Origin of the sequence: Nonomuraea jiangxiensis, assembly GCF_900099965.1 — a bacterium.
GTDB classification, from domain to species: Bacteria; Actinomycetota; Actinomycetes; order Streptosporangiales; family Streptosporangiaceae; genus Nonomuraea; species Nonomuraea jiangxiensis.
In genome coordinates this window covers 1-25,440 of record NZ_FNDJ01000053.1, presented here as the reverse complement: position 1 = coordinate 25,440, position 25,440 = coordinate 1, and the positions used below count along the sequence as shown (strand labels likewise).

At 68.4% G+C, this 25,440-nt stretch carries 32 protein-coding genes and 3 pseudogenes; 16 read left to right on the top strand and 19 right to left on the bottom strand.

Annotated features, from left to right (window positions below; translation table 11 throughout):
• Positions 1–106: 106 nt before the first annotated feature.
• A complete protein-coding gene (locus BLS95_RS52765) occupies positions 107–736 on the top strand; it encodes a hypothetical protein (RefSeq protein WP_090947193.1) in 630 nt (209 codons plus the stop codon).
• Positions 737–752: 16 nt separating this feature from the next.
• A complete protein-coding gene (locus tag BLS95_RS52760; protein ID WP_090947192.1) occupies positions 753–1,079 on the top strand; it encodes a hypothetical protein in 327 nt (108 codons plus the stop codon).
• Between the two features lie 521 nt (positions 1,080–1,600).
• Here the strand turns inward: BLS95_RS52760 and BLS95_RS52755 are convergent.
• Positions 1,601–2,170, bottom strand: a complete 570-nt coding sequence (locus BLS95_RS52755; protein WP_245765825.1) for an Imm1 family immunity protein — start codon at positions 2,168–2,170, stop codon at positions 1,601–1,603.
• A 35-nt stretch (positions 2,171–2,205) separates the two neighbouring features.
• Positions 2,206–2,598: a hypothetical protein gene (locus tag BLS95_RS55265; RefSeq protein WP_143044304.1), complete on the bottom strand. Its 393-nt coding sequence runs from the start codon at positions 2,596–2,598 to the stop codon at positions 2,206–2,208.
• A gap of 464 nt (positions 2,599–3,062) precedes the next feature.
• Between BLS95_RS55265 and BLS95_RS55260 the strand changes: the two genes are divergently transcribed.
• Together BLS95_RS55260 and BLS95_RS52745 are read left to right on the top strand one after the other, a co-directional pair.
• Positions 3,063–3,482, top strand: coding sequence for a hypothetical protein (locus BLS95_RS55260; RefSeq protein ID WP_143044303.1), 420 nt, complete (start codon positions 3,063–3,065; stop codon positions 3,480–3,482).
• A gap of 2 nt (positions 3,483–3,484) precedes the next feature.
• Positions 3,485–3,823, top strand: a complete 339-nt coding sequence (locus BLS95_RS52745; RefSeq protein ID WP_090947189.1) for a hypothetical protein — start codon at positions 3,485–3,487, stop codon at positions 3,821–3,823.
• Between the two features lie 331 nt (positions 3,824–4,154).
• Here the strand turns inward: BLS95_RS52745 and BLS95_RS52740 are convergent, their stop codons facing one another.
• The 9 genes from BLS95_RS52740 to BLS95_RS52705 form a co-directional block, all read right to left on the bottom strand.
• Positions 4,155–4,487 carry a hypothetical protein gene (locus BLS95_RS52740; RefSeq protein WP_090947188.1) on the bottom strand — a complete coding sequence of 111 codons (333 nt, stop codon included), beginning with the start codon at positions 4,485–4,487 and terminating at the stop codon, positions 4,155–4,157.
• Positions 4,488–5,140: 653 nt separating this feature from the next.
• Positions 5,141–5,947 (bottom strand): hypothetical protein, encoded by an 807-nt coding sequence (locus BLS95_RS56595; RefSeq protein ID WP_176993908.1) that lies wholly within the window; start codon positions 5,945–5,947, stop codon positions 5,141–5,143.
• Positions 5,948–6,241: 294 nt separating this feature from the next.
• Positions 6,242–6,832 carry a Pr6Pr family membrane protein gene (locus BLS95_RS52730; RefSeq protein ID WP_090947186.1) on the bottom strand — a complete coding sequence of 197 codons (591 nt, stop codon included), beginning with the start codon at positions 6,830–6,832 and terminating at the stop codon, positions 6,242–6,244.
• The gene (locus tag BLS95_RS56590) at positions 6,829–6,990 is read right to left on the bottom strand and encodes a hypothetical protein (RefSeq protein WP_176993907.1); all 162 of its coding nucleotides are present in this window, start codon (positions 6,988–6,990) and stop codon (positions 6,829–6,831) included. Before BLS95_RS56590 ends, BLS95_RS52730 begins: the two co-directional genes overlap by 4 nt.
• A 244-nt stretch (positions 6,991–7,234) precedes the next feature.
• Positions 7,235–7,825, bottom strand: a complete 591-nt coding sequence (locus BLS95_RS52725; RefSeq protein ID WP_281250147.1) for an IS66 family transposase — start codon at positions 7,823–7,825, stop codon at positions 7,235–7,237.
• A 40-nt stretch (positions 7,826–7,865) separates the two neighbouring features.
• Positions 7,866–8,057: a transposase gene (locus BLS95_RS59455; protein ID WP_143044302.1), complete on the bottom strand. Its 192-nt coding sequence runs from the start codon at positions 8,055–8,057 to the stop codon at positions 7,866–7,868.
• Positions 8,058–8,576 (bottom strand): DUF6444 domain-containing protein, encoded by a 519-nt coding sequence (locus tag BLS95_RS52715; RefSeq protein ID WP_281250146.1) that lies wholly within the window; start codon positions 8,574–8,576, stop codon positions 8,058–8,060.
• Between the two features lie 308 nt (positions 8,577–8,884).
• Entirely contained in the window at positions 8,885–9,955 is a 1,071-nt protein-coding gene (locus BLS95_RS52710) for an FAD-dependent monooxygenase (RefSeq protein ID WP_090947182.1), read from the bottom strand.
• Positions 9,952–10,701, bottom strand: coding sequence for an SDR family NAD(P)-dependent oxidoreductase (locus BLS95_RS52705; protein WP_090947181.1), 750 nt, complete (start codon positions 10,699–10,701; stop codon positions 9,952–9,954). The genes BLS95_RS52710 and BLS95_RS52705 overlap by 4 nt, the downstream gene beginning before the upstream one ends.
• A gap of 102 nt (positions 10,702–10,803) precedes the next feature.
• Between BLS95_RS52705 and BLS95_RS52700 the strand changes: the two genes are divergently transcribed.
• Together BLS95_RS52700 and BLS95_RS56585 are read left to right on the top strand one after the other, a co-directional pair.
• Positions 10,804–11,394 (top strand): TetR/AcrR family transcriptional regulator, encoded by a 591-nt coding sequence (locus BLS95_RS52700; protein WP_090947180.1) that lies wholly within the window; start codon positions 10,804–10,806, stop codon positions 11,392–11,394.
• A gap of 83 nt (positions 11,395–11,477) precedes the next feature.
• Positions 11,478–11,651: a hypothetical protein gene (locus tag BLS95_RS56585; protein ID WP_176993905.1), complete on the top strand. Its 174-nt coding sequence runs from the start codon at positions 11,478–11,480 to the stop codon at positions 11,649–11,651.
• A 243-nt stretch (positions 11,652–11,894) separates the two neighbouring features.
• Here BLS95_RS56585 and BLS95_RS55245 read toward each other — a convergent pair whose 3' ends face one another.
• Positions 11,895–12,182 carry a hypothetical protein gene (locus BLS95_RS55245; protein ID WP_143044300.1) on the bottom strand — a complete coding sequence of 96 codons (288 nt, stop codon included), beginning with the start codon at positions 12,180–12,182 and terminating at the stop codon, positions 11,895–11,897.
• 14 nt (positions 12,183–12,196) lie between these two features.
• Positions 12,197–12,508 (bottom strand): annotated as a pseudogene (locus BLS95_RS60155) (nSTAND1 domain-containing NTPase); the annotation flags it as partial.
• 278 nt (positions 12,509–12,786) lie between these two features.
• Between BLS95_RS60155 and BLS95_RS52695 the strand changes: the two are divergent.
• Both BLS95_RS52695 and BLS95_RS52690 read left to right on the top strand, forming a co-directional pair.
• On the top strand, positions 12,787–12,975 hold the full coding sequence (locus tag BLS95_RS52695) for a hypothetical protein (RefSeq protein WP_143044299.1): 189 nt from the start codon (positions 12,787–12,789) through the stop codon (positions 12,973–12,975).
• A 400-nt stretch (positions 12,976–13,375) separates the two neighbouring features.
• Positions 13,376–14,155, top strand: a pseudogene (locus tag BLS95_RS52690) (Tn3 family transposase); the annotation flags it as partial.
• Positions 14,156–14,234: 79 nt separating this feature from the next.
• Here BLS95_RS52690 and BLS95_RS52685 read toward each other — a convergent pair.
• A complete protein-coding gene (locus tag BLS95_RS52685) occupies positions 14,235–15,668 on the bottom strand; it encodes a DHA2 family efflux MFS transporter permease subunit (RefSeq protein WP_218136448.1) in 1,434 nt (477 codons plus the stop codon).
• Between the two features lie 89 nt (positions 15,669–15,757).
• Here BLS95_RS52685 and BLS95_RS52680 point away from each other — a divergent pair, with 89 nt between their 5' ends.
• From BLS95_RS52680 to BLS95_RS52675, 3 genes and pseudogenes are all read left to right on the top strand, one after another.
• Entirely contained in the window at positions 15,758–16,330 is a 573-nt protein-coding gene (locus BLS95_RS52680) for a TetR/AcrR family transcriptional regulator (protein WP_090947177.1), read from the top strand.
• 54 nt (positions 16,331–16,384) lie between these two features.
• Positions 16,385–16,585 (top strand): annotated as a pseudogene (locus BLS95_RS60150) (site-specific integrase); the annotation flags it as partial.
• Positions 16,586–16,615: 30 nt separating this feature from the next.
• Complete coding sequence (locus BLS95_RS52675; RefSeq protein WP_218136447.1) at positions 16,616–17,071, top strand: tyrosine-type recombinase/integrase; 456 nt, start codon at positions 16,616–16,618, stop codon at positions 17,069–17,071.
• Here the strand turns inward: BLS95_RS52675 and BLS95_RS52670 are convergent.
• From BLS95_RS52670 to BLS95_RS52660, 3 genes are all read right to left on the bottom strand, one after another.
• Entirely contained in the window at positions 16,983–17,600 is a 618-nt protein-coding gene (locus BLS95_RS52670; protein WP_218136446.1) for a reverse transcriptase domain-containing protein, read from the bottom strand. The genes BLS95_RS52675 and BLS95_RS52670 overlap by 89 nt on opposite strands.
• 426 nt (positions 17,601–18,026) lie before the next feature.
• The gene (locus BLS95_RS52665; protein ID WP_090947176.1) at positions 18,027–18,236 is read right to left on the bottom strand and encodes a hypothetical protein; all 210 of its coding nucleotides are present in this window, start codon (positions 18,234–18,236) and stop codon (positions 18,027–18,029) included.
• 105 nt (positions 18,237–18,341) lie between these two features.
• Positions 18,342–18,974, bottom strand: coding sequence for a TetR/AcrR family transcriptional regulator (locus BLS95_RS52660; protein WP_143044298.1), 633 nt, complete (start codon positions 18,972–18,974; stop codon positions 18,342–18,344).
• A 122-nt stretch (positions 18,975–19,096) separates the two neighbouring features.
• Between BLS95_RS52660 and BLS95_RS52655 the strand changes: the two genes are divergently transcribed.
• Entirely contained in the window at positions 19,097–20,551 is a 1,455-nt protein-coding gene (locus tag BLS95_RS52655) for an MFS transporter (protein ID WP_090947174.1), read from the top strand.
• 70 nt (positions 20,552–20,621) lie between these two features.
• Here BLS95_RS52655 and BLS95_RS56580 read toward each other — a convergent pair whose 3' ends face one another.
• Positions 20,622–20,936 (bottom strand): helix-turn-helix domain-containing protein, encoded by a 315-nt coding sequence (locus BLS95_RS56580; RefSeq protein WP_176993904.1) that lies wholly within the window; start codon positions 20,934–20,936, stop codon positions 20,622–20,624.
• A 30-nt stretch (positions 20,937–20,966) separates the two neighbouring features.
• Between BLS95_RS56580 and BLS95_RS56575 the strand changes: the two genes are divergently transcribed.
• Together BLS95_RS56575 and BLS95_RS55240 are read left to right on the top strand one after the other, a co-directional pair.
• Positions 20,967–21,368 carry a hypothetical protein gene (locus BLS95_RS56575; RefSeq protein ID WP_176993903.1) on the top strand — a complete coding sequence of 134 codons (402 nt, stop codon included), beginning with the start codon at positions 20,967–20,969 and terminating at the stop codon, positions 21,366–21,368.
• 99 nt (positions 21,369–21,467) lie between these two features.
• Complete coding sequence (locus tag BLS95_RS55240) at positions 21,468–21,710, top strand: hypothetical protein (protein WP_143044296.1); 243 nt, start codon at positions 21,468–21,470, stop codon at positions 21,708–21,710.
• Between the two features lie 176 nt (positions 21,711–21,886).
• Here the strand turns inward: BLS95_RS55240 and BLS95_RS52645 are convergent, their stop codons facing one another.
• Complete coding sequence (locus BLS95_RS52645; protein WP_090947172.1) at positions 21,887–23,149, bottom strand: MFS transporter; 1,263 nt, start codon at positions 23,147–23,149, stop codon at positions 21,887–21,889.
• Positions 23,150–23,266: 117 nt separating this feature from the next.
• Here BLS95_RS52645 and BLS95_RS52640 point away from each other — a divergent pair, with 117 nt between their 5' ends.
• Both BLS95_RS52640 and BLS95_RS52635 read left to right on the top strand, forming a co-directional pair.
• The gene (locus BLS95_RS52640; RefSeq protein ID WP_090947171.1) at positions 23,267–23,656 is read left to right on the top strand and encodes an ArsR/SmtB family transcription factor; all 390 of its coding nucleotides are present in this window, start codon (positions 23,267–23,269) and stop codon (positions 23,654–23,656) included.
• A 250-nt stretch (positions 23,657–23,906) separates the two neighbouring features.
• Positions 23,907–25,058 (top strand): hypothetical protein, encoded by a 1,152-nt coding sequence (locus tag BLS95_RS52635; RefSeq protein ID WP_090947170.1) that lies wholly within the window; start codon positions 23,907–23,909, stop codon positions 25,056–25,058.
• The last annotated feature ends 382 nt before the right edge of the window (positions 25,059–25,440 follow it).

The following is a 25,440-nucleotide window of genomic DNA, read 5'->3' as shown; positions in this document are numbered from 1 at the left end:
GGTACGGAACTCGCCGATCGTCGTGCCGTAGTACTCAGTGGTCATGACCACGCTGGAGCGCACGCTGACGAAGCACTCCTCGAGATCGTCATCGGGCTGGACAGCGATGACAACGCACGCGCTGGTCGAGTACGGCATCGACTCGCGGGTGGAGGCGGTGATCCTGGACCTGGAGGGGAACGGCACGCACACCCGGTACGGCGGCGACGGCCCTTACTACAACCCGGACGGCACCTTCAACGGGCACGCCGTGCTGATCGTCCCCGCGGCCGATCGCCTGCTGGACCCGACGCTGCAGCAGTACCGCGAGGTTCCCGACACCGAGGCGGCCACCGTCCCGCTCATGGTCAAACTCGGCGGGACCAGCTTGGGCCCCGCGTCGGCCGAGGTCGCCCGTAGCGATCACCGGGTGCGCTATCACCCGGCGCCGGAGCATCTGCGCGAGGCCTGGCGCAACGTCACGATCACCGCGAACGAGGACGCCTACCGGTGGGCGGGCGCCAACCTCGCGGCCAACGTGTTCGACATGCTGCGCAGCGAGTTCTTCCGCGATAAGTCCCTCGCCTCGCCCTACCCGCGCTTGCATCGCCTGGTGCGGGCGCTGGGCGAGGCCAAAACGGTCGCCGACCGGCAGAGGGGCTACCGGTTCCTCTGGCCGGGGCGGTCGGCGAGGTCCGCCTGGCGGACATCCCCTGACCCGCCGAGTCGCGCGCTCAGGCGGCCGGGGTGGGCCTGAGGGGGTCCGGAGCCTCGTGGTCCCGCTCGGTGGCTTCCTCGATGCCGAGAGCACCCCGGGCACGAGGGCGGCGCTTTACCGGATGCTCGCCGATCTGCCGGGCACACGGGTGGCCGTCGGCGTCACCGACCCCGACGGCCGCACCGGAGTCGCGCTGATGTACGGCGGCCTACATACGCTCGGGCAGATCGTCATCGACCGCGACAGCGGCGACCTGCTTGCCCTCCAGGATGAACAGGTCCCAGCGAATGGCAAGGCGAGTGGCCTTGATGACCGCGGAATGTTCGATTCGTACGTGGTCCAGCGGCTGGGCTGGACCAACGAAGCACCTGGGAGTGACTGAGACCGCCCGGCGGGCGCAGGTTCAGCTTCATGCTTGAGGACGCGCGGGTCGAGGCCTGTAACAGGCTCACCCTCGCGCACCTCACGAGCAGCCCCGAGGGTTAGAAGCGCCTCGGCCCGGAAATCCAACACCTTCCCGGCCGAGGGCTGCGCCATGCCCACCAGGCCATTCACCACGCCCACACGACCGCGTGACAGCATCCGAGCCCACTCATCTCGCCGACTCTCGGATCCCAAACCAGGACAAACTAGATTCGGGAAACCCCTGAAACTGTCCTATCGCAACGAAGTTTGAGTAGTGTCAACGAAGCTTGAGTGCCACAGCTCGCCTCCAGTACCCGATCGCCCTGGCCGCCGACGGAGTCCGGCCGCAGGGCATGAGTACGCGGCCGGGCACCGTGGTGCGCAAGCGCCTGCAGGCCAAATCGGAAAGTCTGCGTGCTGGCAGTGGCCGGATGAAGGCCGCTGGGATCATCCAGGCCGGGGACCCCATCCGGGCCGCCACGGCTGATTTGTCATGCTTCAGCCAGCGTCACGCACACTATAGATCACAACATCTGGCCGTTCTACTTCGTCGAGATCGGGCTCCGGAGCCCACTCGACGCAGGTGGGGCGCTTGCCGGTGGTGACGTACTCCAGCACCGCGCGGCGCGCGGTCGCGGTGCTCACCCGCGCCAGCTCTCCGGGGAGCGTGACAAGGCGCGCGTCCTCCGACCACATGACGGTGATGGGCGGGCCCGGTTCCAGCTCGATGCCGATGGTGTCGTGGCCGAGCGGCTGCGGCGCGCGGCGCCCGGCAGGGGCACCGGGTCGGGGGTGGCCAGTTTGTCCACGGCCGCGCGGCGCGTCTTCTCCGGCCGCCGGGGCGACTTCTCGCTCGCTGACGGGCGGAAAGGCGAACCCCACGGCGCCTCCGGTGTTGGCCACCGCCGTCCAGCAGGCGACCAGCTCCACACGGAGCTCCGGGGCGGCAGTATCCGGGCTCATGAGTTGCAGGAACTCGGGGTATCGGAGGGCATTGGGTGAGTGTGCCAGATCAAGCTGGGCACGCCTGCGCTCGGCGCCTTCCATGAGCCAGGCATGCTGTTTCATGGTCACGCGCAATCCATGCCGCGGACTGCCCCCGACTATTTCGACCAGCCATGTGGCGGCAAACGCGGGATGATCGTCATGACCGGCCGCTCCGCTTCCTTGTGCAGCGCCTCAACGAGAAGCAGCTCCAGCGCCACGTCCTCCTCGAGGCCGTTCAGAACTTCCACAACACCTCCTGGTGAACAGACGTCCCAATCGCCCCAAACGTTTACGGCCAAGCGCACCAGGAGCCGACGCACGGCCGTTCCTGCAACAACCGTGCCGGTGCTGTGCAGCACGGCGATCGCCGATCGCAACACCGGGAGGAGCTGCCCCCACGTGACGCCGGCCTCGCTCACCGCTCGATGAGCGCGGCGAGCGGGGCCATCCCGGATATCGGCTGGCAGGTCGTCGAGGGAAGAAGCTTTCATTCTCGCCAGCTTGTACAAGAACGGACCCTGGCCCCGCCGACCTCAACGTGGGGACGGCTCAGGAACCGCACTTCGTCCCCCGGGCAGACACCCGGCTACCGTGAGCGCACGACCCGGCGCCCGGCCGACCGCGCACCGCGGCGACTCAGCGCCGGTACCAGTCAGCACGCCGGGGCGAAGATCCGCCACACGCCAGCGTGCTTCACCAATTCCCCCGCTTCGAGCTTCGTACCGGCGGCCGAGCTTCGGCGCCGCCGAGCACCAGGCCACGCTGGCCGAGCGCGAGCCGCGAGCTCGCCGATTCTCCGTTCCGTGTTGGCGTGGTGGCGTAACGTAGGCATGTGCCGAAATCGCGACGTCGTGCCGCTCGTCGCACGCGGGAACGGCCCGGGTTGTCGGGCAATCCTGCCCGCCGGGCGATCAGTGGCCCTGAGCACGTCGAGCAGCGGGCACGCGCACGTCTAGGGGAACACCTTACGCGCGTGCCGGCCTCCGACCCGCTCCTGGTGACCGGTACGCCCGCACTGTTCCTGTCCGCAGTCGCCGCAGCTTTGGGAGCGCCCGTCGAAAGCTGCGTCGATGACTGCGCCGCGCTCGTCCACGCCTACGCCCAGCTGGGCGTACCCGCATATGTACGCTCTGCCGCGGTGACTGTGGTGAACGTGCGCACCGGCGCGGTCGGCCGATATGGCGCGCTCCTTCCAGAGTGGGAAGGCGACAGAGTTCACGGGCACGCTGTCGTCTGGCTGCCTGCCCATGGACATCTCATCGACGTGACCGCCGAGCAGTTCCCCCTCATCGCTGCGGTGGAGAACGGCCCGGTCATCGCCGTCAGGAGTTCACGCCGGAGGACGCCGAGCACGCTGTACTGCAACGGATCGCCGTCGACCTTCATCCGCTGAGCATGGAGTACGCACTGGCTGATGCGGAGATCACTCACATCCTGCTCGACCATCCCCTCGTCCGCGGCCAGGCCGCCGACCACCGCCGGCGAGGCGTCGACATCGCCACCGCCGCCGTGCACCTGCTTGCCCGCAATCTGCCACCGGAGGCCGACGCGGACATGCCGCTGCCGCGGGCGGCCGCCCTCGTCACCGCGGCTCGTGACCTGCCGAACACGCTCACCCCTCGGGGAGAAGTGCGGTTCCTACTGGCTGAGCCCAACGGCCACGACCGATGGGTGGACGTGAGCCAGATCCCGCTGCCGGATGGCACGCCCGAGGCACTCGACGTCGCGCTGTAAGTCGGCGTCGGCGGGCACCTCGCCCAGGTCCAGGCGAAATGTCTGGCCCATGCCGCACGCTGATGTCGGCGCCGTGGGGCTACCGCCAGCGGCGCGGCAGTAGCAGCTGGTCACGCCGGTGGGTGGCCAGGATGCGCTGGACGGTGGGACAGAGCTGGCCTTCCTCATGCGGGTCGCGCCCAGCCGCGGGCGGGAAGGTCCCCCGCGATCACGTTGCCGGGAGCCGGCGGCTCCGCAAGGGCGGCTGGGGCCGCCGGCGCCTGCCTGCACAACCTGGTGCCCGTCAGCTGCTCAGTGACGAGCCCTGGTCCTGCCCCCTCTCTACCGTTGATCACGCGGATACGGGCGCCGGCTCCACACCTCGCCTCGATGAGGAGGGCCGCTGCTCCCGAACCTCGCCCCGTCGCCTACCGCTACGCTCAGCGACGACCAGGCCGGCCCCGATGGCTGCCGCCACCGGCCATTCGATCACCTCGAACGCGGCCAAAGCGGCGAGACCGCCGTAGTAGACGAGGTGATCCGGCCGCAGGATCGACCGAGTGGTTCCCGCCACGGTTCCGACCACCTGTGCGACCTGCTGGCGGCTGACGTTCGGCGGGTGGACATTGAGGCTGAGCACAGGCAGGTCCAGCGTGACCCCGCGTCTTTGTCCGTCGTGCTCCACGACCGGTCCTGTGCCCTTCTGCTTCTCGGGCTCCCCCTTCGCGATCCTCGCCGGCCTAGGCTTGCGAGCGCGCGGTGTTGGCTGGGTCATGACTCCTCCCAACAGTTGAAGCATCGATTCAAGCGATATGCGTACCGTTGGATTTCTGGATCCCCCTTTCTGGGGAGCGCCGGTCCAAACCCCCACAGTCGCAAAATGAGCTTGTGCATTCCCCCTTGAGAAGGAGAAGATCCCCGGGTCTCGGGAGGCCGCAATCGTGGGGTCGGCGAGGCGCGGGATCGACACCTGCGGCGTGGCCCCGCGCAAGATCGTCGCTGGAGTGACAGGGATACACCTCCGCCCACCGTGGCGGTGGACGTGACCGGGTGACGCGTATGGCACGATGCCACCGCCGTCACATTCCGTCAGGCCCGCGTTCGACGCGCTGCCCCGCACTGGCCCCGGCGGCTGGCAGGTGCTGTTCTGGCTGCTCGCCCAACCGCCGCTCCCCCGCGGCTGCCCGCTCTGGGCCGGTGCCGACCGCCGAACGTCCGTGAGGCAGGTGGATCGCGCAGTTCGGAGCTGCGCACGCCGTCATGAACCCGGCCGACCTGGCACCCGGCGCTGATGTACAGCACCCCTGACGGCGCCAAGACCCTGACCGCCTCGCTGAACTACATCGACGACGCCGGCCTGTCCACGGCGCGGCGTTCCAGAAGGCGACGCAGAGGCTCGTCCAGGAGGTGTTCGGCGGCGCTCAGGCTGACGAGGCGGCCCACTGAACAGCCACGGCACCACAGTCCCATGCCGGCCAACGCGGGCACGGGGCCTTGGCAGACGTCGACTGGCACCGACGACCATATCCGGCAGCCCCGGCTACTGTTCGTGACGGTCAGGCCGTCTCTTCGCTGGCTTCCCACCTCGCGTAGCAGGGGCGAGCACCACTGTCCGTCACCTCGGTCGAGGAAGTTCTCCTGTAGAAACTGATCCCAGCCGCCGGTCGCGTTGAGCTCGATGACCTGGGCCACCATGAGCAGGATCGCCGCGTTGGCCAGCAGCGATACCGCGTCGACATCGCCGACGATCTTGGCGGCGTGCTGGTTGGTCGGCGAGGTAGCACAGGGAGATAGGTCGACATTGTCGGGAAGCATCTTCACCTGCTCGAAGGCGCGCCCGGCCTGCTGCAGCTCCTTGTCGGCGAGCACCCACAGGTTCCCGCCGACGGCAAACGGGCTGCCGATCATCTCGACGACTACTGCCCTGGCCTCAGGCTCGTCCGCCGGGTGCCGGTGCTGGATGGTGGCCAGCCGCTGGGCGCAGGTGGTGAGGATGTCGCGCCGCCCGTAAGGGCGGAGGTCTTCCCAGACGGTGATGTCGGCGTCGGCGGCGATCTGCTTGGCGGTGTCGCCCAGCGACAGGTCCAACGCGCCGTCCGCGTCGGGTTGCGTCTCGGCGAGCTGGGCAGCGATCCGGTGGAGCACCAGCCCACCGTCAGCCAGTTCGAGGTGCAGCCGCCGTTGCCGGTACTCCCGCGGCAACCGCCGGTGGCCGGTGGCGGTGTCCTCCTGAAGCAGAGCACCGGGTTCCCTCGCCAGCGGGCACGTGCAGTTCCACCACCGGCCCGCCGCCGGTCTCTTCTACCAGGTAAGCATTCAACAGGGCTCAAGATCGAGTAGGTCGTGAGGATAGCCTTCGTCCCGTCCCGGGCGGTGCTGCCGTCCGGCTGGGGTGCGCCCGTCAACGGTGCGTGTGTTGTGCACGGATCCAGCGCGGGCTCAGCAGTCCGCGGGTTCGGCCCTGAGCCGGTGGATGCCGAGCAGGGCGTAGCCGAGCACCACGAAGGCGGCCAGCGCTGCGAGCGACGCCGACGCGACGGCCGGCCAGCCCAGTCGTTCCACGTTCAGGAACGGGTAGACGTAGCGGCGGGGCAGATTGGGGCTGACAAGAAGCACGAAAGCGCCGTACAGAAGCGGGTAGCCCAGCCAGGCGAACGGCGCCGCCCATCGGACTCGGCGCGACCGGTCGAAAGCGGTCCAGTCGACCAGCGCCATGACGGGCGTCACGTAATGCAGCAGGAAGTTGCCCAGCCCGCGTATCCCGCCGCCGGCCAGCAGTGCCAGTGGGTTGGCCAGGTCCCGCGAGACGTAGTTGACCAGGCATGTGACCAGCAGGTACAGGGTCACCGCGCCTTTGACGTCGGCGGAGGCTGGTTTCCTGCGGTCGTTGACCAGCCGCCAGCCGTAGTAGAGCGCGAGCATGACGTTGCTCTGCACCGTGAAGTATGCCCACGGGCGGCCGATCGACGTCGCCATGCACACCAGGCCTGCGACGGCCGCCGTGACCAGCAGTATCCGCCACGCCGTCATCCGACTCTCCGTAACCAGCGCGGGTGCTCGGCCCGGGCCGCCGCGTACCAGAAGGGGTGAGGCGGGCTGAACGTGCTGCCCGGCAACGGCCGCAGCGCGGCCGGGATCTCCCCGAGCTGGGCGAACCCGATCACCCAGCTCGGCTCGGCCGCTGGCACGCCGCCACACCGGAGCTCACCCTGGCGAGGATCCGTGCCGTGAGCGTGCAGATCAGCACGGTGCGGAGGATGTCGCTCGCGCACTTCGACACGAGGCCGTCGAACAACGTGTGCACGCTCAACATCGACGCGGCCCGCAACAGTCAGGACGGCTGCGCAGGGGGCGGGCAGGCGGAACATCGTGATCACGGTAGCGCCAGGGCAAAACATTCATCAACTCGGTGGCGTTGTGTGATGCTCGCTGTCAGTCGGTCAGGACGATAGGGGGCATCCAGAGGTGGCCGGTGAGGGCGCGGCGGATCGCGTCCAGGGCGTTCAGGCCGTGCTTGCGGGCCGAGTCGAGGTAGGAGCGGACCGCCAGCCAGGCGACGGCACCGGTCTCGGATTGATGGCAGCCTGAGATCTTCACCTGGGCCTTGACCGGCCGCAGCGCGCGCTCGCCGGTGTTATCGGTGAAGGGCACCAGGCCCGGAAGGTCGGCGAAGCGCAGCACGTCAGCGCTGCGGTGGCGCAGGCGCTCCAGCAGGTTGCGGGTCGGGCTCTGTTTACGACCCGGGGCACGCGGATGCAGCGACAACCCGACCGCCACCCCGTGGTGGAAGGACTCCAGGTAGACCAGCGCCCGTTCCGGCGCAATGTCAGCCAGCCCCTGCTCGGTGGCCTTCTTGGCCTGCTTGTTCAACTCCGCCAGCGCCCAGCGCACCTGGAGCGGCCAGCGCTCATCGGGATGGTCCTCGGCCGCGGCGGTCAACTCCCTGATCAAGTGCGCCCCGCACAACTGGTGCCGAGCATCGGGGTAGCCGTCGTACAAGGCGAGGAAGTCGTGGACCCCCACACCGCGAAACTCCGGTAGCACGCCCAGCGCGTTGGCGCCCTCACGCGAACGCGGCCCCCAGCCCGAGCAGGGTCAGCCGCTCGGTGCAGGCCACATGCAGCCACCGCCGCCCGCTGCCGATCCGGGTGGTGGTTTCATCGGCGTGCAGCACATGTACGAGAGTTAACAGGGCACGGATCAGTTTCAGGCTGTCGGCCACCGCCTCGGCGGCCTGGCCGGGCACCCCTGACACTCAGCCGGTTGAGACATTCGCGCCGGTCAAGTCCGTGATCAGTTGGGCGGTCCGCTCGACCGGGATGTGTTGGAAGACCAGAAGGTAGGCCGCCAGCGCGCGCAGATTCGGCCCATAGGAGGTCGGCGAGCCGGCCACGGTGGCGGGCATCGCCGCCCGAGTCGTCGTCCCGCACGCGCAGCGGCACCGGTGTGCCCGATGCTCGGTCACCGTCACGGTGACCAGGGGAATGTCCCACACCTGGCAGGGCTCGTATCCGGTGCTGTCGGCCAGCCCCGGTCCGGCCCCGCACCCCGTACACGACTCGGGCAAGTGATCGTCGACCGTGTCGGGCCGATCGATCATGGCCAGCCCGCCGCCCGCCGAACCCGGCTGGCCTCCCCGACGCCGACCGCTCTGTCCTCCTGGCTTCTTCTCTGGGCGGGTGAAGGTGTCGGCCGACGGCGGCAGCGAGGAGTTCCCCGAGTTGCGGCCCAGTCGCCGCTCCAGTTCGGCCACCCGTCCCGAGAGCCTCGTCAATCACAGCAGCTGGGAGGCCTGCGGGTTGACAATCCACACTCTTCGCCGCGGGGTTATGGTTGTCAGGCGGCGGCGAACCTGCTCACACGCTACTGAAGCTCGTCCTGCTGCTCGCCGCACCCGCACTGCTGTTCTGGCTATCACGGCGCGATTGCGCGGATCGCAGCCAAATCCATGAGCGGCCCGCGGCTGGCGTCACTACGGTCCCATCGCACCGGTGGCCGCCTGGCCCGTCGCCGACGAACTGACCGCTGTTGTAGCGGGCTGCCAGGCACCCGGAAATCCAAGCCGATGCGGGCCGCGGGGGTTCAGTGTGATCGCTGATGCGTTGTGCCTACGTTCGCCAGCGTCCCGAAGTCGAGTGCGCCGTTGGCCTGACCGGTTCGGAGGGTGGCTGTGTGGGAGTGCTGCTGGACGAGTCGCGCCATGGGTTGGCGGATCGTGGCGTACCCCGCGAGCGCGGCCGGGACCGGCATGTCCGGCAAGGCAAGGAGTTCGGAAAGCACTGCGGCGTCCTGGAAGCCGACTCCCGCGCCCTGGCCGATTCGGGGACTCATCGCGTGCGCCGCGTCGCCTGCGAGTGCGATCCGGCCCTTGGCCCAATCGTCGGTGACGACTTGATTGATGTTGGCATAGAAACTCGTGGGTTCGGCGCGCATGGCGCGGACGAGGCTGCTGAGCGGGCCTCGTAGGTCGCGGTAGGGTTCGGCCAGTTCGGCGAGGGTGCGGTCGCGGTGGTTATCCGCTTCGCCCGGCAGGAACAGCGTGCCATGGAGGGTGGTGCCGCCGTTCAGGATGAAGTAGCCCAAGGAGCCGTCGCTGGTTATCGCGGTGACGTCGAGACCGTCGATATTGGGGACCTGGAAGCGGATGACGGCACAGCCTACGTAGCTGGGCTCCGGCCCCGCAAAGACGGCGTGCCGGGTCCAGGAGTTGATGCCGTCGGCGCCGATCACGGCGTCGAATTCGCCGGTGCTGCCGTCGCTGAAGCCGACCTCGACGTGGCCGCCGTGATCGGTGATCGCGGTCGGGGTGATCCCGGTACGCACAAGGTCGGCGACTGGCTTGGCCAGCCACAGTTGCAGATTGGAGCGGGACGTCACCACGATTCCCATATCGGCGATTCCGACGGGGACGGACGTCTCTCGGTCGAACAGGATCGTGCGGGACACCGTGTCGGCAGCGATGTCCTCCAGTGTCAGGCCCAACTGCCTGAGCGCATCGACATGTCGGCCTGTCAGGCCGATCGCCCAGCCCGCTTCGGTGATGACCGGCGCCTGCTCGATGATGCTGACGTCGATGTCCTTGGCGCGGCGCAGGCCGTGGGCCAACGCCAGGCCGGTCAATCCGGCTCCGATGATCAGGACGCGGCGAGTCATGCGATCACCATGCCGCCGTCGACCGCGATCACCTGACCGGTCACCCACGATGAGGCCGGGTCGGCGAGCGCGACGATCCAACGCGCGACCTCGTCGGCGGTGCCCCGCCGCTTGAGCGGGAGCGAGGCGGCTTCCTTCGCGGTGACCTCGGCGATCTTTTCCGCCGGCAGCACGGTCGACATGATCGGTGTCTCGGTGGGACCGGGGGCGACTCCGTTGACGCGGATGCCGTGCGCAGCCAGTTCGGCGGCCCAGGACCGGGTCAGGTAGTCGAGCGCGGCCTTGGACGCACCGTAGAAGCCCGCCCGGGAGCTGGGGCGCTGAGCGACCGCGCTGCTGACGTTCACGACGCTGCCGCCGGAGACGGACAGGTGTTTCACTGCTGCGCCGACCAGATAGGACGGTCCGAAAACGTTGATCGAGAACAGCTGTCGCAGCGCCTCGGGTTCAGGGTTGGTGGCGGGGAGGGGGACCAGTACGCCTGCGTTGTTGATCAGCGCGTCCAGTCGGCCATGGATGTCGGCGACCTCATCGACCAGCGAGGCGACTCGGGCGGGATCGGCGACATCCGCGACGCGGTGATCGATGGCCGGATGCCCGGAGGCAAGGTCGGCGAGCGGGGCATGGCGGCGGCCGGTCACGATCACCCGCCAGCCCGCCTCGGCGAGTTGGAGAGCGGTTTCGCGGCCGATTCCGGTGCCGCCGCCGGTGACCAGGGCGACCTGGCCGCTGTCATTCACGGTCATGGTCCAGATCCTCAGGGTTGCTACAAAATGAATGATCTTTCGTTTTAGAGTGCCTCATGGGAGGTGGCGTGTCAAGGCGAAAGATCGTTCTATATTGGTCCCATGCCCCAGGTCACACCGCAGTACCTTGCGCAACGGCGCGCATCGATCCTGGCCGCGGCTGCGCGCTGCTTCGCGGCCAACGGATTCCACGCCACGTCGATACCGGACATCTGTGCCGAAGCGGGGATGTCCGCAGGCGGGGTCTACCGCTACTTCGCCGGCAAGGACGAGCTCATCGCGGAGCTGGGAGACAGCGTAATGACGCCCGTTCTCCGGGCGCTGCGCACGGCGGCATCCGCGGATCCAGTGCCAGGCCCCGCCGAAGTCATCGACCTGATCCACCGCGCACTGCTGACCGAAGGGTCGTCATCGGATGCGTCGCTCATCCTGCAGGTCTGGGCCGAGGTTGTCCGCAATCCTGGTATGCGTGAATCCCTGCACCGCCATGTCGTCGAACTCGTTGATGCCCTGAGTGAATTCACCCGCCAGTGGGCGCCCAGCGAGAACGAGTCGGCGGAGACCGCGGCGCGCGCCCTGATGGCGATGAGCATGGGCACGTTCCTGATGCAGAACGTCCTGGAGGCCGAGACGCAGCCGACACCCACACAGACGTTGCTCGACTCAGTGAGCGTACTCATCCGGCATCGCTAACAGCCTCAACCAGGTTTGCCGCACTTACCCACCACGAGCCCATATTCGGACCACGAGGACGGAACGGCAGCCTGACGGCTGCGATGCGTGAACTGGTGACCGCAGGTACGCACGCCGCTGACCCACGCGATCACCAGGTCGGCGATGTGACGGTCTGCCGCCGACCCGCGGATGGCATCCCAACCATGGAGGAAGAGTCCGATGCTGCCGCTGAACTCGCCGGCCACGCCGAGGAATTCGGCCGCGTCGCAAAATGAGCCGACCCGCGGCGGATACTCCTCCAGCAGGCCAGTTGTGCCCGCAAGTCCTCGGCGTGCCGTAGCGCAGCCGTCTCGGCCTGGGCCACGCGTTCCAACAGTGATGTCACCATCGCCTCCCAGAGGAGAAGCAGCCGGACCCACCAGTCGCATTCACGCCATGCAGTCCAACAACTCCACACTGTAAACGGCAAAGCACCGGCAGTCACTACGAGGCTTAAAGATCCTTCAGGCCATGCATCGTCAATGGTGGAACAGCCGAAGATCGGTGCGGGCGAGCGCGATCTGGCGCCCCCGGCAGGTGTCATGCACCTCCGCGGACCGGATCGAACCACCTGGCTCGCACAAGGGCGAAATTGGGATGTAAGAAAGCCTTCGTCCGGACCACATGCTCCATGGACAACGTGCCTCCCGACCGAAGGAACCGGCTTGCCAGGGAGTGTCTGACAATTCGGCTTGCCGGAGCCAGAGCATGAGCGAGGCGATGGTGACGCCTGCCAGGTAGCGGCCGGCCAGCTTGTCGAGCGGCATTCCTCCTCGGCGGCGGGGATGAGACCCGCCCGCAGCAGCGACGACTTGCCCGCTCCCGACGGCCCGGTCACCAGCAACGGCCCGTCCCGCCCGATCTGCGCCGACACCCGATCCCACAGCAACCGGGTCAGATCCCGGCGCCCGCAGAAGTACTTCACATGCTCAGGCTCGAAGACTTCTAGACCTCGGTACGGGCACCCATCGTCGGCGCGGTTGGCGCGAGCATGGGCCTGCTTCCACGCGCCCAGATCGGCTTCGGCGATCCCGACAGCCCCAAGGACCTTGCGCAGAGTCGTCCACCGCGGGAAGCTCCTGCCGCTCACCATGTCGTGCACGGTCGCCACGCCGGTGCCCGCCGCGGTGGCCACATCCAGAAAGCTGCCCTCGAACTCCTCGAACAAGTCGCGCAGCGCCGCGTGCAGCTCCGCACGGCCGTTGATTCTGGATGGGTCGGCCATCACCCCTCCCGCTGGAGGCGTCTTCCGGTTCGGCTATTCGGTTCCGTTCGGGATCGTAGAGCTGCCCATGGTCTGCTATCTGCCGTTTCCGGTGAATGTGCGATACCGGATGCCTCTGAACACCGCCGGACCCGATCGTGGACGTCATGACGACCACGATCCTCACCACGATCGGCGCGACCGTCCTGCTCCTGCAGACCGCCACCCGCATCCCGCCCGCCCTCACCGACCTCGTCCGCGCCCTCATCCCCGTACGCGAGGCGCTACGCGAACTCCTGCACCGGCAGGACCATCCCAGCAGCCCTCACCACCCCGACCAGAGCGCTAGCGGCTAGCTCCCGATACCCGAGGGGCCGCCGCTACTGACACTTTCGTGGCAGAGCGACTGACGTCCGGCGCAATACGCACTGACACTCTCGTGGCACTTGGCAGGATGCGAACTGGCCAGATGAAGCGGTCAGTCACACCATGCCCGGCCATGCCCCCGCGTCCGGGTCCCTGGGGGGCCCGGACAGCATCCGTTCGAGCGGCACGCGTCTCCTGAGCGCTGAAGTCCGGAGTTGATCATAAGCGAGATCGAATAGTGATGACTTTTGAAAATCATGGAGGGCTTATCAAATCGTCGAAACGAAACAGGCTGTGGGTATGTCAGAGACGAGCCCTTCAGATGCCCCCACGCCCGGCGCCGAGACCGGCCGGGCCTGCGGATACAGCCGGTGCGACCAGCGCATCACCTACATCATCGAAGGGCTGTTGAAGAACGCCTCGAAGATCCAGCCCGACACCATCCATGCGGACACTCAAGGCCAGTCGCTGCCGGTCTTCGGTCTCGCCGCGCTCATGGGGTTCGACCTGCTGCCCCGTATCCGCAACTGGCACGACCTGATCTTCTACCGGCCCACCCCGGGCACCCGGTACCAGCACATCGATTCGCTGTTCGGCGACGAGGCGATCGATTGGACTCTTACAGAGACCCACTGGACGGACCTGCTCCGTACCGCGATCTCGATCCGGGAGAACCGGCTGTCCTCAGTGACTCTGCTGCGCCGCCTGGGCAACCACTCTCGCAAGAACCGGCTCTACCGAGCCTTTCGCGAGCTCGGCCGCGCGGTCAGGACGATCACGCTCTTGCGGTATTTGTCGGATCCAGACCTTCGCGAGCAGATCACCCAGATCACCAACCGCAACGAGTCCTTCCACAACTTCGCCGACTGGCTGATGTTCGGCGGCAAGCTCATCGGCCACAACGACCCCGACTACCACGAGAAGATCATCAAGTTCAACGAGTTGCTGGCCAATTGCGTCATTTACTCGACCGCCCAGGACATCACAGACGCGGCCAACGCCATCGCCGCCGACGGCCACCCCGTCGACCTCGATGACCTGGCCACCATCTCGCCCTACATCACCCACGTCATCCGCCGATTCGGCAACTGGATCCTCAACCTGACCCCGCCGGCCACCAACCCCACCACCCGACTCGACCTCGAGGCCCAAGTCCTCTTCGCCCCATAACCGGCGGCTCGCTCGCCGCTGCGGCTCTTCTTCGGCACCGAAGGGCTGCGGACGACCCAGCAGGCCTACGCCAAGCGGCTCAAGACGTGGGCCGACTGGGAGGAGCTGTCAGCGGCCGCTCACTGACTGCTTGGCCTCCTGACTGTTCGGCCCGGACGCCCCTCGGCGTTCGGGCCGCGCTCAGCCACAGGCCGGTGAACACGGCGCAGGCCAGCGTCACGGCACCCGCCGCGAGGAAGGCGCTGTTGAGGCCGGATCCGAAGGAGGCTCCGCCGGACTCCCGCGTGTGGACGATCGCCCCGAGCACCGCCACGCCGAGCACCGCGCCGATCTGCCGGGTGGTGCTGCTGACGCCCGAGGCGAGGCCGCCCTCCTGCGGGCTGACCGCCTGGATGGCGGCCCCGGTCAGCGGCGACATGGTCAGAGCGAACCCGATGCCGGCGACCGCCAGCCGCCACCACACGTTCCCGTAACCGGTATCGGCGTGGACGAAGCCCAGCGCCAGCAGCCCCAGCCCGGCCAGCGCCAGGCCGATGCTGACGACGACGCGGAAGCCGTACCTGGCCGCGAATCGGCCCGCGTACGGGCTGACGATCACCATGGCCAGCGAGACGGGCAGGGTCCGCAGCCCGGCGACAAGGACCGAAGTGCCCTGGACGTAGACGAAGAACTGGGAGAAGAAGAACGACGACCCCATCAGCGCGAACCCGACCACGACCATCGCCGTGTTGGACACCGTGAACAGCCGCTGACGGAACAGCCGCAGCGGCAGCATCGGCGTCGACACTCGACCCTCGACCACGACGAACGCGGCCAGGAGCACCAGCCCGGCGGCGAAGCCGCCCAGGATCACCGGCGAGGTCCAGCCTCGGGAACCGCCCTCGATCAGGCCGTAGGTCACAGCGCCCACGCCCGCGACGGACAGGACCGTGCCGGGAACGTCGATCGGCGGCGCGCTCGGGTTGCGGGACTCTCCCAGCACGCGCAGCCCGGCCAGCAGCAGGACCGCCCCGATGGGCACGTTGACCAGGAAGATGGCGGGCCAGCCGAAGGCCTCCGCCAGGACCCCGCCCGCCAGCGGTCCGGCGGCCAGGCCGATGCCGCTGAACCCTGCCCACAACCCGATCGCTCTGACGCGCTCCCTTGGAGCGGGATACGCGGCGGCGAGCAGCGCCAGCGAGGCGGGGCTCAGCGCCGCGGCCCCGACGCCCTGCAGCACCCGCCCGGCGATCAGCCAGCCGATCGAAGGCGCGAGCGAACACACCACCGACGCGGCCGTGAACACCACCACCCCGGCCAGGAACACCCGCCTGCGGCCGAACCGGTCGGCGAAGACGCCGCCCGACAGCAGCAGCATGGCCACCAGCAGCACGTAGGCGTCGACGATCCACTGCAGGCCGGTCAGCCCGGTGTGGAGCCGCTGCTGCATGTCGGGCAGGGCGGCGCCGACGATCGTGTTGTCGAGCAGCACCATGAACTGACCTGCGCAGGTCAGGGTGAGCAACGCTTTCACGTACATCTCTCCTAAAAGCAGTTTGTGACTGCGTTAACGTAGACCCTCATGAGCTCTAACGCAAGTCTCGACTGCGTTAAGGTGGAGGTATGGACGAGCAGCAGGGGCGGGCCAGGCGGCCCGGCGGGCGCAGCGCCCGGGTCCGCGCGGCAGTGCACCAGGCCGTTACCGAGCTGGTCAGGGAGCGCGGCTACGGAAACTTCGCCGTCGGCGACATCGCGGCCCGCGCGGGCGTGGCCGACACCAGCCTCTACCGCCGGTGGGGCAACCTCCAAGCCCTGCTCAGCGATGTGCTGCTGACCCGGCTCAACGCGCAGTCGCCGATGCCTGACACCGGCAGCCTGGCCGGCGATCTGCGGACCCACGCCGCCAACGTGGCCCGCGAGGTCACCGGACCCGACGGCCTGGCGCTGGTGCGGCTGACCCTCGCGCTGTCAGGCGAGGGTCAGCAGGGCCTTCAGGCGCGCGACGAGCTCCTGGCCGACCGCACCAGGCAGTTGCAGGCCATGCTCGACCGCGCCCGCGGCCGCGGCGAGGACCCACCTGACGTACTGGAGGTGCTGGACCATCTTCTGGCGCCGATCTACATGCGCGTCCTGTTCGGCGCGGGCCCGCTCACCCCTGACTACCTCGACGGGTTGGTCGACCGGTTGCTCGCCTGATCCACTCAGTCGCTCGGCCGCGCCCACCCGCTCGCCCGCCATCTCGACGACTTCCTCACCGATCTGGCCAACGCCGGGAAGTCGGCGCACACCCGGCGCGCCTACCGCGGTGACCTGGTCGCCTTCGCCCACCACGGCGAGAACCTCGCCGAGCTGACCGCCGCGCCGGTCCGCGCGTTCCTGGCCGAGCTCGCCGACCTGTCGCCGGCCAGCCGCAAGCGCAAGCGCGCCGCCGTCGCCTCCTTCACCAAATAGGCCGTCCGCCACGACCTCAAGGTGCTGGCAGTGATCTGCTCGCGGCGGCCGCGCAAGGACCTGCCGCTGGACCGGCTGCGGGATCGGGTGCTGTTCGAGACCGCCTACGTGTGCGGCGCCCGCGCCTCCGAAGTCTGCGGCCTGTACGTCGAAGACCTGGACCTGCGCCTGGACGACGAACACGTCCGCATCCATGGCAAGGGCGGCAGCGTACGCACCGTCCTGCTCGACGACCGCGGCTACGTCATCCTGCTCAAGCTCTACCTGACCCGCGCCTGCTACACCACCGGACCCCTGTCCTACGACGCCGTCCACCACCGCTGGCAGACCTACTGCACGCAGCCGGACGTCGAGATCGATATCCACCAGCTGCGCCACGCCCACGCCACCGAGCTCATCAACACCGGACGGCGTCGTCGGCGTAGCACTCGAACTCCACGGTCGGGAACTCCCGTTCCAGCCATGTGTCGAACGCGTAGTGCATGAACAGGTTGGCCAGGACGGGCGATACCGCTGATCCTTGTGGGGTTCCTCCGTGCCGCTCGGCCAGGGTTCCGTCGGGTTGCTGGATAGGAGCGGCAAGCCACCGCTTCACATACAGCAGTACCCACCGTTGGTCGATGGTGATATTGACCTCGACCGCCTTGACCATCAGGTCCCACGGCACGCTGTCGAAGAACTTGGCGGCATCAAGGTCAATCACCCAGTCCTTCTTCCAGCACCGCTGGAGGCACTTGGCCACCGCGTCCAGCGCAGAGCGGCGGGGCCGATACCCATAGGAGTCGTCATGAAAGATCGACTCCGTTCGAGGCTCCAGCGCCAGCGCCGCCACCGTCTGGGCGACCCTGTCGGCCACGGTCGGTACTCCCAGAACGCGAGTACCTCCCCCGGCCTTCGGGATTTCCACCGCCATCACCGCAGGAGGGAAGTAGGTCCCCGATGACATCCGATTCCAGATCTTGTAGAGGTTGTTCCTCAGATCGGCTTCGAAATCCTCGATGGACTGCCTGTCCACTCCGGCGGCGCCCTTGTTGGCCTAACTCTCTCGTATGCCTCCCACACCAGCCGCTTCGGAATGTCGAACGGCTTGTCCTTCGGTTCCGACATGCCCACCCGCTTCCTCCCAGGCCAATTGCCCGGTTGTTCGTGCGAACAGATCGACAGATGAGCCGGCCCCTTCGCTCCACCCCGATTACCAGGGCTTCGTCACTACTACGGGCCGGTCCGCCGGCGGACGCCGCGACGGTAGTCAACGCCTCACGATTTCTGCCGCCCGGCGCGCTCCCTCTCACCACCCCGACCGCGCACGGCCCAGAGCAGCGGTATCGGCATCCGCCTTCCCACGTTCCATGCAGAAGCCGCAGACCGGACTCGCGCCGCCTCTACGCCGGACACCACCTGGCCAATAGACGGGCGCCCGCCAGGCTGATCCCGGGCCCTTTTAACCACCCCGGTTTTCGATGTCATCTACTTGTTTCGACGCGTCCTCGGGCGGTTCGCTCGCGCTCGCCTTCCCGGTCCCCACCTGACGCATCACGTGCGCCTTTTCCTCAACGCTCACCACGACGGTCTTCAGCCAACGCAGCTTGAGGCGGTTTGACGTCTCCTCCCGCAGGGCGACGCCGAAGGGCCAGACCTTCATCTCCTGCACAGCACCGCATCCAGCAAGGTCACCTACACAACAACCTGACCTTCTGCGCTCGTGGCGCACTTAAAGATCAAGCTAAGGCGCCATCGTCGATCAGAAGGCTTCCGATCAGGGGGCCAGGCTGGGCGGTTCGCCGGGGAGGGCGCTGGGGTCGGGGCTGCGCAGGCCGTCCAGGATGACGTGGAGGTTGCGGTCCCACTGGCGGGCGCCCGCGTGGAGGCCCAGCGTGTAGGGTCCGGCGGAGGACGCGGCGACCATGAGGAAAGCCACGTCCTCCCAGGTCACGTCCGTACGCATCATTCCGGCCTGCTGGGCTCGCTCGACCAGGAGCTGAATGCGGTCGCGCAGTTCGGCTCTGGAGTGGTCCAGCACGTCGCCGAGGCGCTTGTTGACGTCGCACAGTTCGTTCCGTAGGTGAATGTAGGAGAGGGCAAATGTCGTGAAGCCCGCCCAGGGGTCGGGATTGGCCAGCCCTTCCTCGCCCTTGGCGACGATCTCCCCCAGCACCTCACCGAGGACCGCCTTGAGCAGCGCCTCGAGGGTACCGACCCGGCGGTAGAACGTGCCGATTCCCACACCGGCACGGCGTGCGATCTCGTGCGCGGTGATCTCGCCGCCCACGACGGCGGCCTGACGGGCAGCGACGACGAGACGTTCCACGTTGCGCCGGGCATCGGCGCGCGGGCGTCGGCCCGAACCGTCGTCCAGGAGTTGCTCCACTGCGGGTGCGACTGCTGCCATGCGACCAGCATAGCAATAAGTGGACTAAACGAGTCCGGTTTAAGTGGACAAGAGGCGTCCGGTTGCACTAGCGTCCAAATCCGGACAGACGACGTCCGTTTAGCTTCGAGGACGTGAGGTCGATGATGCCCAAGATTCCGCCAGGCCCGATGAAGATCACGGCGTTGGCCGCTGGGTTCATCATGGCGAGCCTGGACACCACCGTGATGCAGGTAGCCGGGGTAACGATCCAGGAAAGCCTGGACGCTTCCCTCTCCCAGCTCACCTGGGCCGTGGACGGCTACGTCCTCACCTTCGCCGCGCTGCTGATGCTGGCCGGCGGCCTGGCGAACCGGGTGGGCGCGAGACGCGTCTACATGTGGGGCATGGCGACCTTCGGTGTCGCGTCGCTAGCTTCCGCGCTGGCAACGGGCATCGAGGTCCTGATAGCGGCGCGGCTCCTCCAGGGGGCCGGGGCGGCGCTGTTCATGCCGAGCTCGCTCGCGCTGCTGGTGCGGGCCTTCCCGGACGCGCGCGAACGCACAAAGGTGCTGGGAGTCTGGTCGGCGATCGTCTCCTCGTCAATGGCGCTGGGCCCGACGGTCGGCGGCATCATGGTCGGCGTGTTCGGCTGGCCGAGCATCTTCCTGATCAACCTGCCGATCGGCATCGCGGGCATGCTCCTCACCCGCCGGCACATCGCCGGGGGCGGAGGAGACGCCCGGCCGCTGGCGGCCCCCGGGCACGCCGCCGTCATCGTCCTGCTGGCAGGCGTCAGCCTCATGCTGATCGAGGGACCGCAGCGCGGCTGGAGCGCGGCCCCAGTGCTCGCCGCCATCGCCGCCACGGTGCTGGCCACCGTCCTGCTCATCGGCCGCGAACGCCGCACCGACAACCAGGTGATGCCCTGGACGCTGTTCCGCGGCGCCCGTTTCGCCGGCGCCAACGCCGTGGGCTTCCTGTTCAACGCCGCGTTCTACGGCTCGCTTTTCATGATCGGTCTGTACGTCCAGCACGGCCGCGGCGCGAGCCCGTTCCAGGCCGGACTGCAGATCCTGCCCCTCACGATCTTCATCCCGTTCGCCAACATCGCTTTCGCCCGCATCTCAGGGCGCGTCGCGACCGGCCTCCTCCTGGCCGTCTCCTTCCTGGTCGCGGGGACCGCATCCCTGGCCCTGACCGCCCTGTCGGCTGCCACCCCGTACTGGATGCTGGCCGTCGCCCTCGGGCTCACCAGCATCGCGAGCGGCTTTATCGCGCCCGCCATGACGGCGGCCATGGTGAATGCGGCGGGCACCCGGCACGCCAACACTGCCGGTTCGGTCCTCAACGCCAACAGGCAGATCGGATCCCTGGTCGGTATCGCCGCCATTGGCGCCATCCTGGCCGTTACCTCCGGCTGGACTACCGGAGCGGCCCTGTCGTCCCTCCTCGTCGGCGCCGCCTACATCGCCAGTGCCCTGATCGCCTGGCGCCTCATCCATCTGCCAGAACGCCGCGAGGCCACCGCCACGACCGCGGCCACCGTGGCCGGACTGGCCCCCGAGGCACAGCCCCGCCACGCCGGGAAGACGTCCCGGCCGGGCTCACCCTCGTAGCGCAAGCAGATCTCTGCCGGCTGACCGCGGGGCCGAACAGGAATCTGGCGCGGGACGACCCAGCCGCTGTTCAGCGTTGAGCCAGCGCCTCGTAAGCCGTGGAGCGGCCGATTTTGAGGGTGCGGGCAGCCTCGGTGACCGAGACACCATCGTCGACCAAGCGGCGTAGCGCGGCCAGCTCGGCGGGGCCGATGGCGCGCGGCCGGCCGGTCTTCTTCATGCCTGGCAGCATGGCACCGGTGGCTTCGCGGCGCTTGGCGGCGGCGATCCCCTCGGCCTGCCACTCGGCTCGCAGCTCCAGCTCGTACTCCGCGGCCGCGGCCAGAACCACGAACATGAAACGGCCCTTCTTGGTGGCCAGATCGAAGTTCTCCGTCAGTGACACCACGGTGATGCCGCCGCCAGAATGGTGATCATGGCAGACGACGTTGACCCACCCGCCGGCCCCGAGGACGACCCGCGTAACGAGCCCGCCCCCTTCGGGCTCGTGGTGCTTCTGACGGCCGCCTCGGCGGTGGTGGTCATGGCGCTCGAGGTGTTCCTGTCCGACCCGCCCGGGCTGAGGTTCCTCCTGTTCGGCCCGGTCGCTCTCGTGGCGTTCGAGGTGATCACCCATGAGGTGTGGTGGCAGCGCTGGTGGGGCGCGATCCCCGGGGCGGTGGCGGGCCTGGGGCTCTACTTCGAGGGCCGCGCCGCGCTGAGCGACCTCATCGGCGCCGCCTGGGCCCATCCCGTCGCGTACGTCGCCGCCTGGACCCTCTTCGCCGTCGTCTTCGCCGTCTGCAGCCGCTACCCCCGGACCCTCCGGCCGACCTGATCTTCTCCACCGCGCAGGAGACCCGAGGTCGGCCGGCAGGCGGACGACGGGCGGCGCGGTCGGCGAACCGCAGGAGGAGGCCCGAAGACGATCAGCGTGGTGCCCACAGGCGCAGGTCGCGACGCGCACCATCTCGATCTCGCGGTGCGCGGAGTCCGCTCTCCGGAAGTGACGGGCAAGATCAGCCGCCATCTGGAGCGGCTGCGCGCCTGGATCACCACCGGGCTCGGGCACGAGCGCACCTCGGCGATCACCGCCCGCGAGATGACCGCCTGGCGCGATCACCTGGCCGCCGCCGGGCGGCACGCGAAAAACGGCAGCAATATGATCATGCGCCTATGAGCGACATCACCGAACCCCCGATCGCCCGGGTGGACGTCGTGCGCGAGACCCGCCGTGACCAGGAGACTGTCCCTTTCGGCGGTACTTGGTCTGGGCCCCACATGGGGAGATCAGAGGCGGAACCCGAGCCGGTGGACCCCCGTCGAGGGCGACGCGCTGGTCTGCGGGACCTGACCTCATGAGGACCTCGTCCTCGACCTGTGAGCGGTGCGGCGGGTGGTGATGACGCCCGCGCCGCCGGCGACGGCCAGGGCCATCAGCACAGTGGCGAAGACGGTGGTGGCGGCGGTCAGCCCGATGGCGTCGCTGAGGTAGCCGGCGCTGACCGGTAGGACGCCGGCGAGCAGGTAACCGCCCACGTTGAGGGCCGCGTTGGCCTCGGCCAGCCGCTCGGGGGGGACGCTGGAGTTCAGCAGGGACAGCCCACCGAGTTGGCCCATGCCCTGTCCGGCGCCGGCCAGCAGTGCGGCGGCGACCAGGGCCGGGGCGGACGCGGCATGCACGGCGGCGACCAGCGCGACCATGCCCACTGTCGTCCCGGCAGCACCCGCGACGAGGATGGTCCGCCGGCTTAGCCGCCGCACGGCGAACTGCACCCCCGTGGCCGCGAGGAACATCACGAACGCCATGGCGCCCGCCACGCTGCGGCTGCTGCTGCCCAGCAGGCCGGACAGCAGCGAGGGGCCCAGTGAGAGCACGAACGAGGTCGCGGTGATGCCGGGGGCGAACACACTGATTCCCTGAGCGAGCTGCGACCCGCTTCCATGGGGCACGCGCGGGAGGCGGATCCAGGATCCCGCACCGGGCGCGGCTGGCCGAGGCAGGGGCATCCGCGCGACCGTGACGACGGCGGTGACCAGCAGCGCGGCCTCGACGGCGAAGACAGTGACGGTCGGGCCGGGCAGGGTCTCAGACAGCACGCCGGCCAGCAGTGGGCCCAGTCCCGCGCCGAAGACCATGGAGCAGGACGCGAGTAGCGCGGCGAGCCGCCGGCGTCTGGGCCCGGCCACGTCGGTGACCGCCGCCATCCCGGCCGAGACGACGGCGCCGACCGCGACGCCGGTGAACAGGCGGGCCACGATCAGCGCCGCCACGGACGAGGCCGTCGCGAAGATCACGCAGGCGGCCAGGGCGAGGCCGAGCGCGGGCAGCAGCACCCGGCGGCGGCCGAGCCGGTCGGAGACCACACCGCAGATCAGAAGGGAGCCGAGCAGCCCGACGATGTAAGAGGCGAAGATCACCGTCAGGGTGCCCTTGGAGAAGCCGATGTCGCGCTGCCACAGCACGTACAGCGGGGTCGCCGCGTTGGACAGTATGAAGACCGCGGTGACCGGCCAGGCCGCCAGCCAAACCCAGCGGTTGGGTGCCTCAAGGTCGCGCTTCTCGGGCCAGCTTCCGCCCGAGATGGCCTCTCTTAGGATGGTTTCGCTCTCTGACACTACTGTCCTCCCAGCATGACACAAGTACGACTTGACTCGAACTTGTACGAGTGAAGTCGAAGTTAGCACGTAGTACGATTGGAGTCGTACAGAGGGATCGCTTGTGAGGAGCCGCTCGTGCCGCCAAAAGGGGCCGCCACACCCACCGCGCCGGTCGTCCGCGACCTGCCGGAGCCACCCGTCCTGCCTGAACCACTGCCCGAACCGGCGATCGACGACCTGCGCCTGGAAACCGTTCTGGGCGTGCTGAGCGATCCGCTGCGGCTCACCATCGTCCGCAAACTCCTCCTGGAACGGGAACAGTTCGACCACACCTGCGGCTGGTTCGGCCTCGACCGTCCCAAGTCCTCGCTCACCCACCACTTCAAGGCGCTACGCGAGGCGGGCGTGATCAGGCAGCGCCAGTACGGCCTGGAACGCCGCAGCCACGTACGGCGGGCCGATCTCGACACCCGCTTCCCCGGGCTGCTCGACCTGGTCATTGCCTGGACACCCGCCACGCGCTGAGCACGCCCCAGATCCGGGCGAATGACGATGCCCTCAGCGTCCTGGCGACCTTGTGGCGCTGGCCCCCTGTGACGGCCCGCAGCGCCTCTGCAAGCCGAGGTTTCTCGGGTCTTCCCGCCGGTACGCCCCGATGGGACACTGCGGACGGCGACCGGCCGATAACCGTCCGGGCCGCCGTCACGCGACCCGGGGAGGGGCCACGATGGCGCCAGAATCACGTCCGGCCACCGACGACCAGCTACGGGGAGCCGTGGGCCAGCCCGCGGGCCAGTGGGCCGACGACACCGATCGAGCGCTGCGGACCAAATGGGACGATCCCAAGAAGCTCGAAGCGATGCTGAAGGGCGTCCCCGCGGGAGAACGGCGCACCTGGTGGGTGCAGCAGCTGGTGAGGTACGCAGGCGAGCGCACCGCGACGTTCCATCTGGCGGTGGATGCACGCCGACGCGAACTGGCCGAGCAGATGTTCGCCCTGCTGCAGGCGATGGAGCCCCGGCCGGCCGAGGCCGAGGTTGCCAGACCGACCGCGGAGTTCCGCAGCATGGTCGCGGGTCTGGCCCCGGCCGGCACGGCCGGACGCGACCTGCTCGCGATGGCCGCGGACATCGACGCCGCCCTCACCGAGGTAGTCGACCGCGCACCGACCTTGGACGAATTACGCGCCGGCAGGATCGTCCAGCTCACGTCCGCATGCGAGGGGCCGAGGACGGATCTGGCCCACGTGGATCAGGTCGTGACCGGCCTCACAGCGATGGATACGCCCGCCCTCGCGAAGGCGTTCGTCGAACTCGACGTCGACGCGCCGGCCCTTCAAGCGCTTCGGGCTGCCATTCCCGACGAGCGCCACGTCGGCGATCAGGCGGATCAAGCCTTGCGGGGGAAGCTGGAGCAGGCCCTACGCGGCAACCAGGTGACGACCCTGTCCTCGGAGGAGCTGCGCCAGACGCTCGCGGCTCCCTTCGAGGCGGCGATGAGCGCCGCGAGGGCGGTGCAGCCGAAGACGTCCGCGCTGAAGGCGGCGGTCGACGCGCGCGTGGCCCTGTACGACAGATACTTCGGGCGCACGGCCATACAGTTTGATCGGGGTGCCGGATTCAGGATCGAACGCTTCGTTGTGCGCTATGGAAGGCCTGCGGCGCAGGCTATGTACGACTGGCTCCAGGCCGAGTCCGCATGGCGGAGCGATCCGTTCTTGGCAGAGGCGGATTACATGCACGCAATCACCATCGCCTTCGAGCGCTACGGCTTCGACAACCCCACGGAGGCACTGATACGCGAGACGCTCGAGGCGATCTCGGCCGCCGCGCGTTCGCGGCACACGGATAACGGGCGCGTCAATGAGGCGGTCGACGGCGTATGCAGCCGCTACGCCTCAGCGCTGAGCCCCTCGGAGCCTGAGTAGCCGCCCCCGCGAGCACCAGGATCCACAGCTCACATGGGCTGTCGTCATCGCTGGTCAATCTGTCTCCTGTGCACGGGGTTTCGGCAAAGCAGGCCGGAGGCCCATCTGGTCAGTCGCTGCGTCGGCGGCGCCGGGCGGGGTCGTGTTCGGCCGTGATGCGGGGACCCCTCCAGGGGTCCCCATAGCAATGAAGAAATTTTCAACAAAGTAGCGTCTGACCTGCGATAACGCAGGAGCCTCCGACTGAGGTCCCGGTTTGATCACGGTGTTGGATCATGACGCCAAGGACAGTTCGCGGCTCGGGTACCGGCCAGGGTCTACGGCCGTTGCTTCGCATCGTCGGCTCGGGCGCCCAGCTCGGTGATGCTGGTGTCGTGGTCAC

Bases quoted from the DNA above. Each gene is read 5' to 3' on its own strand.
- BLS95_RS52730 (WP_090947186.1), bottom strand. From the start codon at position 6,832: ATGACGGCGTGGCGGATACTGCTGGTCACGGCGGCCGTCGCAGGCCTG.
- BLS95_RS52745 (WP_090947189.1), top strand. From the start codon at position 3,485: ATGGAGTACGCACTGGCTGATGCGGAGATCACTCACATCCTGCTCGAC.
- BLS95_RS52695 (WP_143044299.1), top strand. From the start codon at position 12,787: ATGACGACCACGATCCTCACCACGATCGGCGCGACCGTCCTGCTCCTG.
- BLS95_RS56585 (WP_176993905.1), top strand. From the start codon at position 11,478: ATGCGTGAACTGGTGACCGCAGGTACGCACGCCGCTGACCCACGCGAT.
- BLS95_RS55245 (WP_143044300.1), bottom strand. From the start codon at position 12,182: ATGCCGCTCGACAAGCTGGCCGGCCGCTACCTGGCAGGCGTCACCATC.
- BLS95_RS52660 (WP_143044298.1), bottom strand. From the start codon at position 18,974: ATGGCAGCAGTCGCACCCGCAGTGGAGCAACTCCTGGACGACGGTTCG.
- BLS95_RS52710 (WP_090947182.1), bottom strand. From the start codon at position 9,955: ATGACTCGCCGCGTCCTGATCATCGGAGCCGGATTGACCGGCCTGGCG.
- BLS95_RS52765 (WP_090947193.1), top strand. From the start codon at position 107: ATGACAACGCACGCGCTGGTCGAGTACGGCATCGACTCGCGGGTGGAG.
- BLS95_RS52700 (WP_090947180.1), top strand. From the start codon at position 10,804: ATGCCCCAGGTCACACCGCAGTACCTTGCGCAACGGCGCGCATCGATC.
- BLS95_RS52680 (WP_090947177.1), top strand. From the start codon at position 15,758: ATGGACGAGCAGCAGGGGCGGGCCAGGCGGCCCGGCGGGCGCAGCGCC.
- BLS95_RS52705 (WP_090947181.1), bottom strand. From the start codon at position 10,701: ATGACCGTGAATGACAGCGGCCAGGTCGCCCTGGTCACCGGCGGCGGC.
- BLS95_RS56575 (WP_176993903.1), top strand. From the start codon at position 20,967: ATGGCAGACGACGTTGACCCACCCGCCGGCCCCGAGGACGACCCGCGT.
- BLS95_RS52755 (WP_245765825.1), bottom strand. From the start codon at position 2,170: ATGAAACAGCATGCCTGGCTCATGGAAGGCGCCGAGCGCAGGCGTGCC.
- BLS95_RS52655 (WP_090947174.1), top strand. From the start codon at position 19,097: ATGATGCCCAAGATTCCGCCAGGCCCGATGAAGATCACGGCGTTGGCC.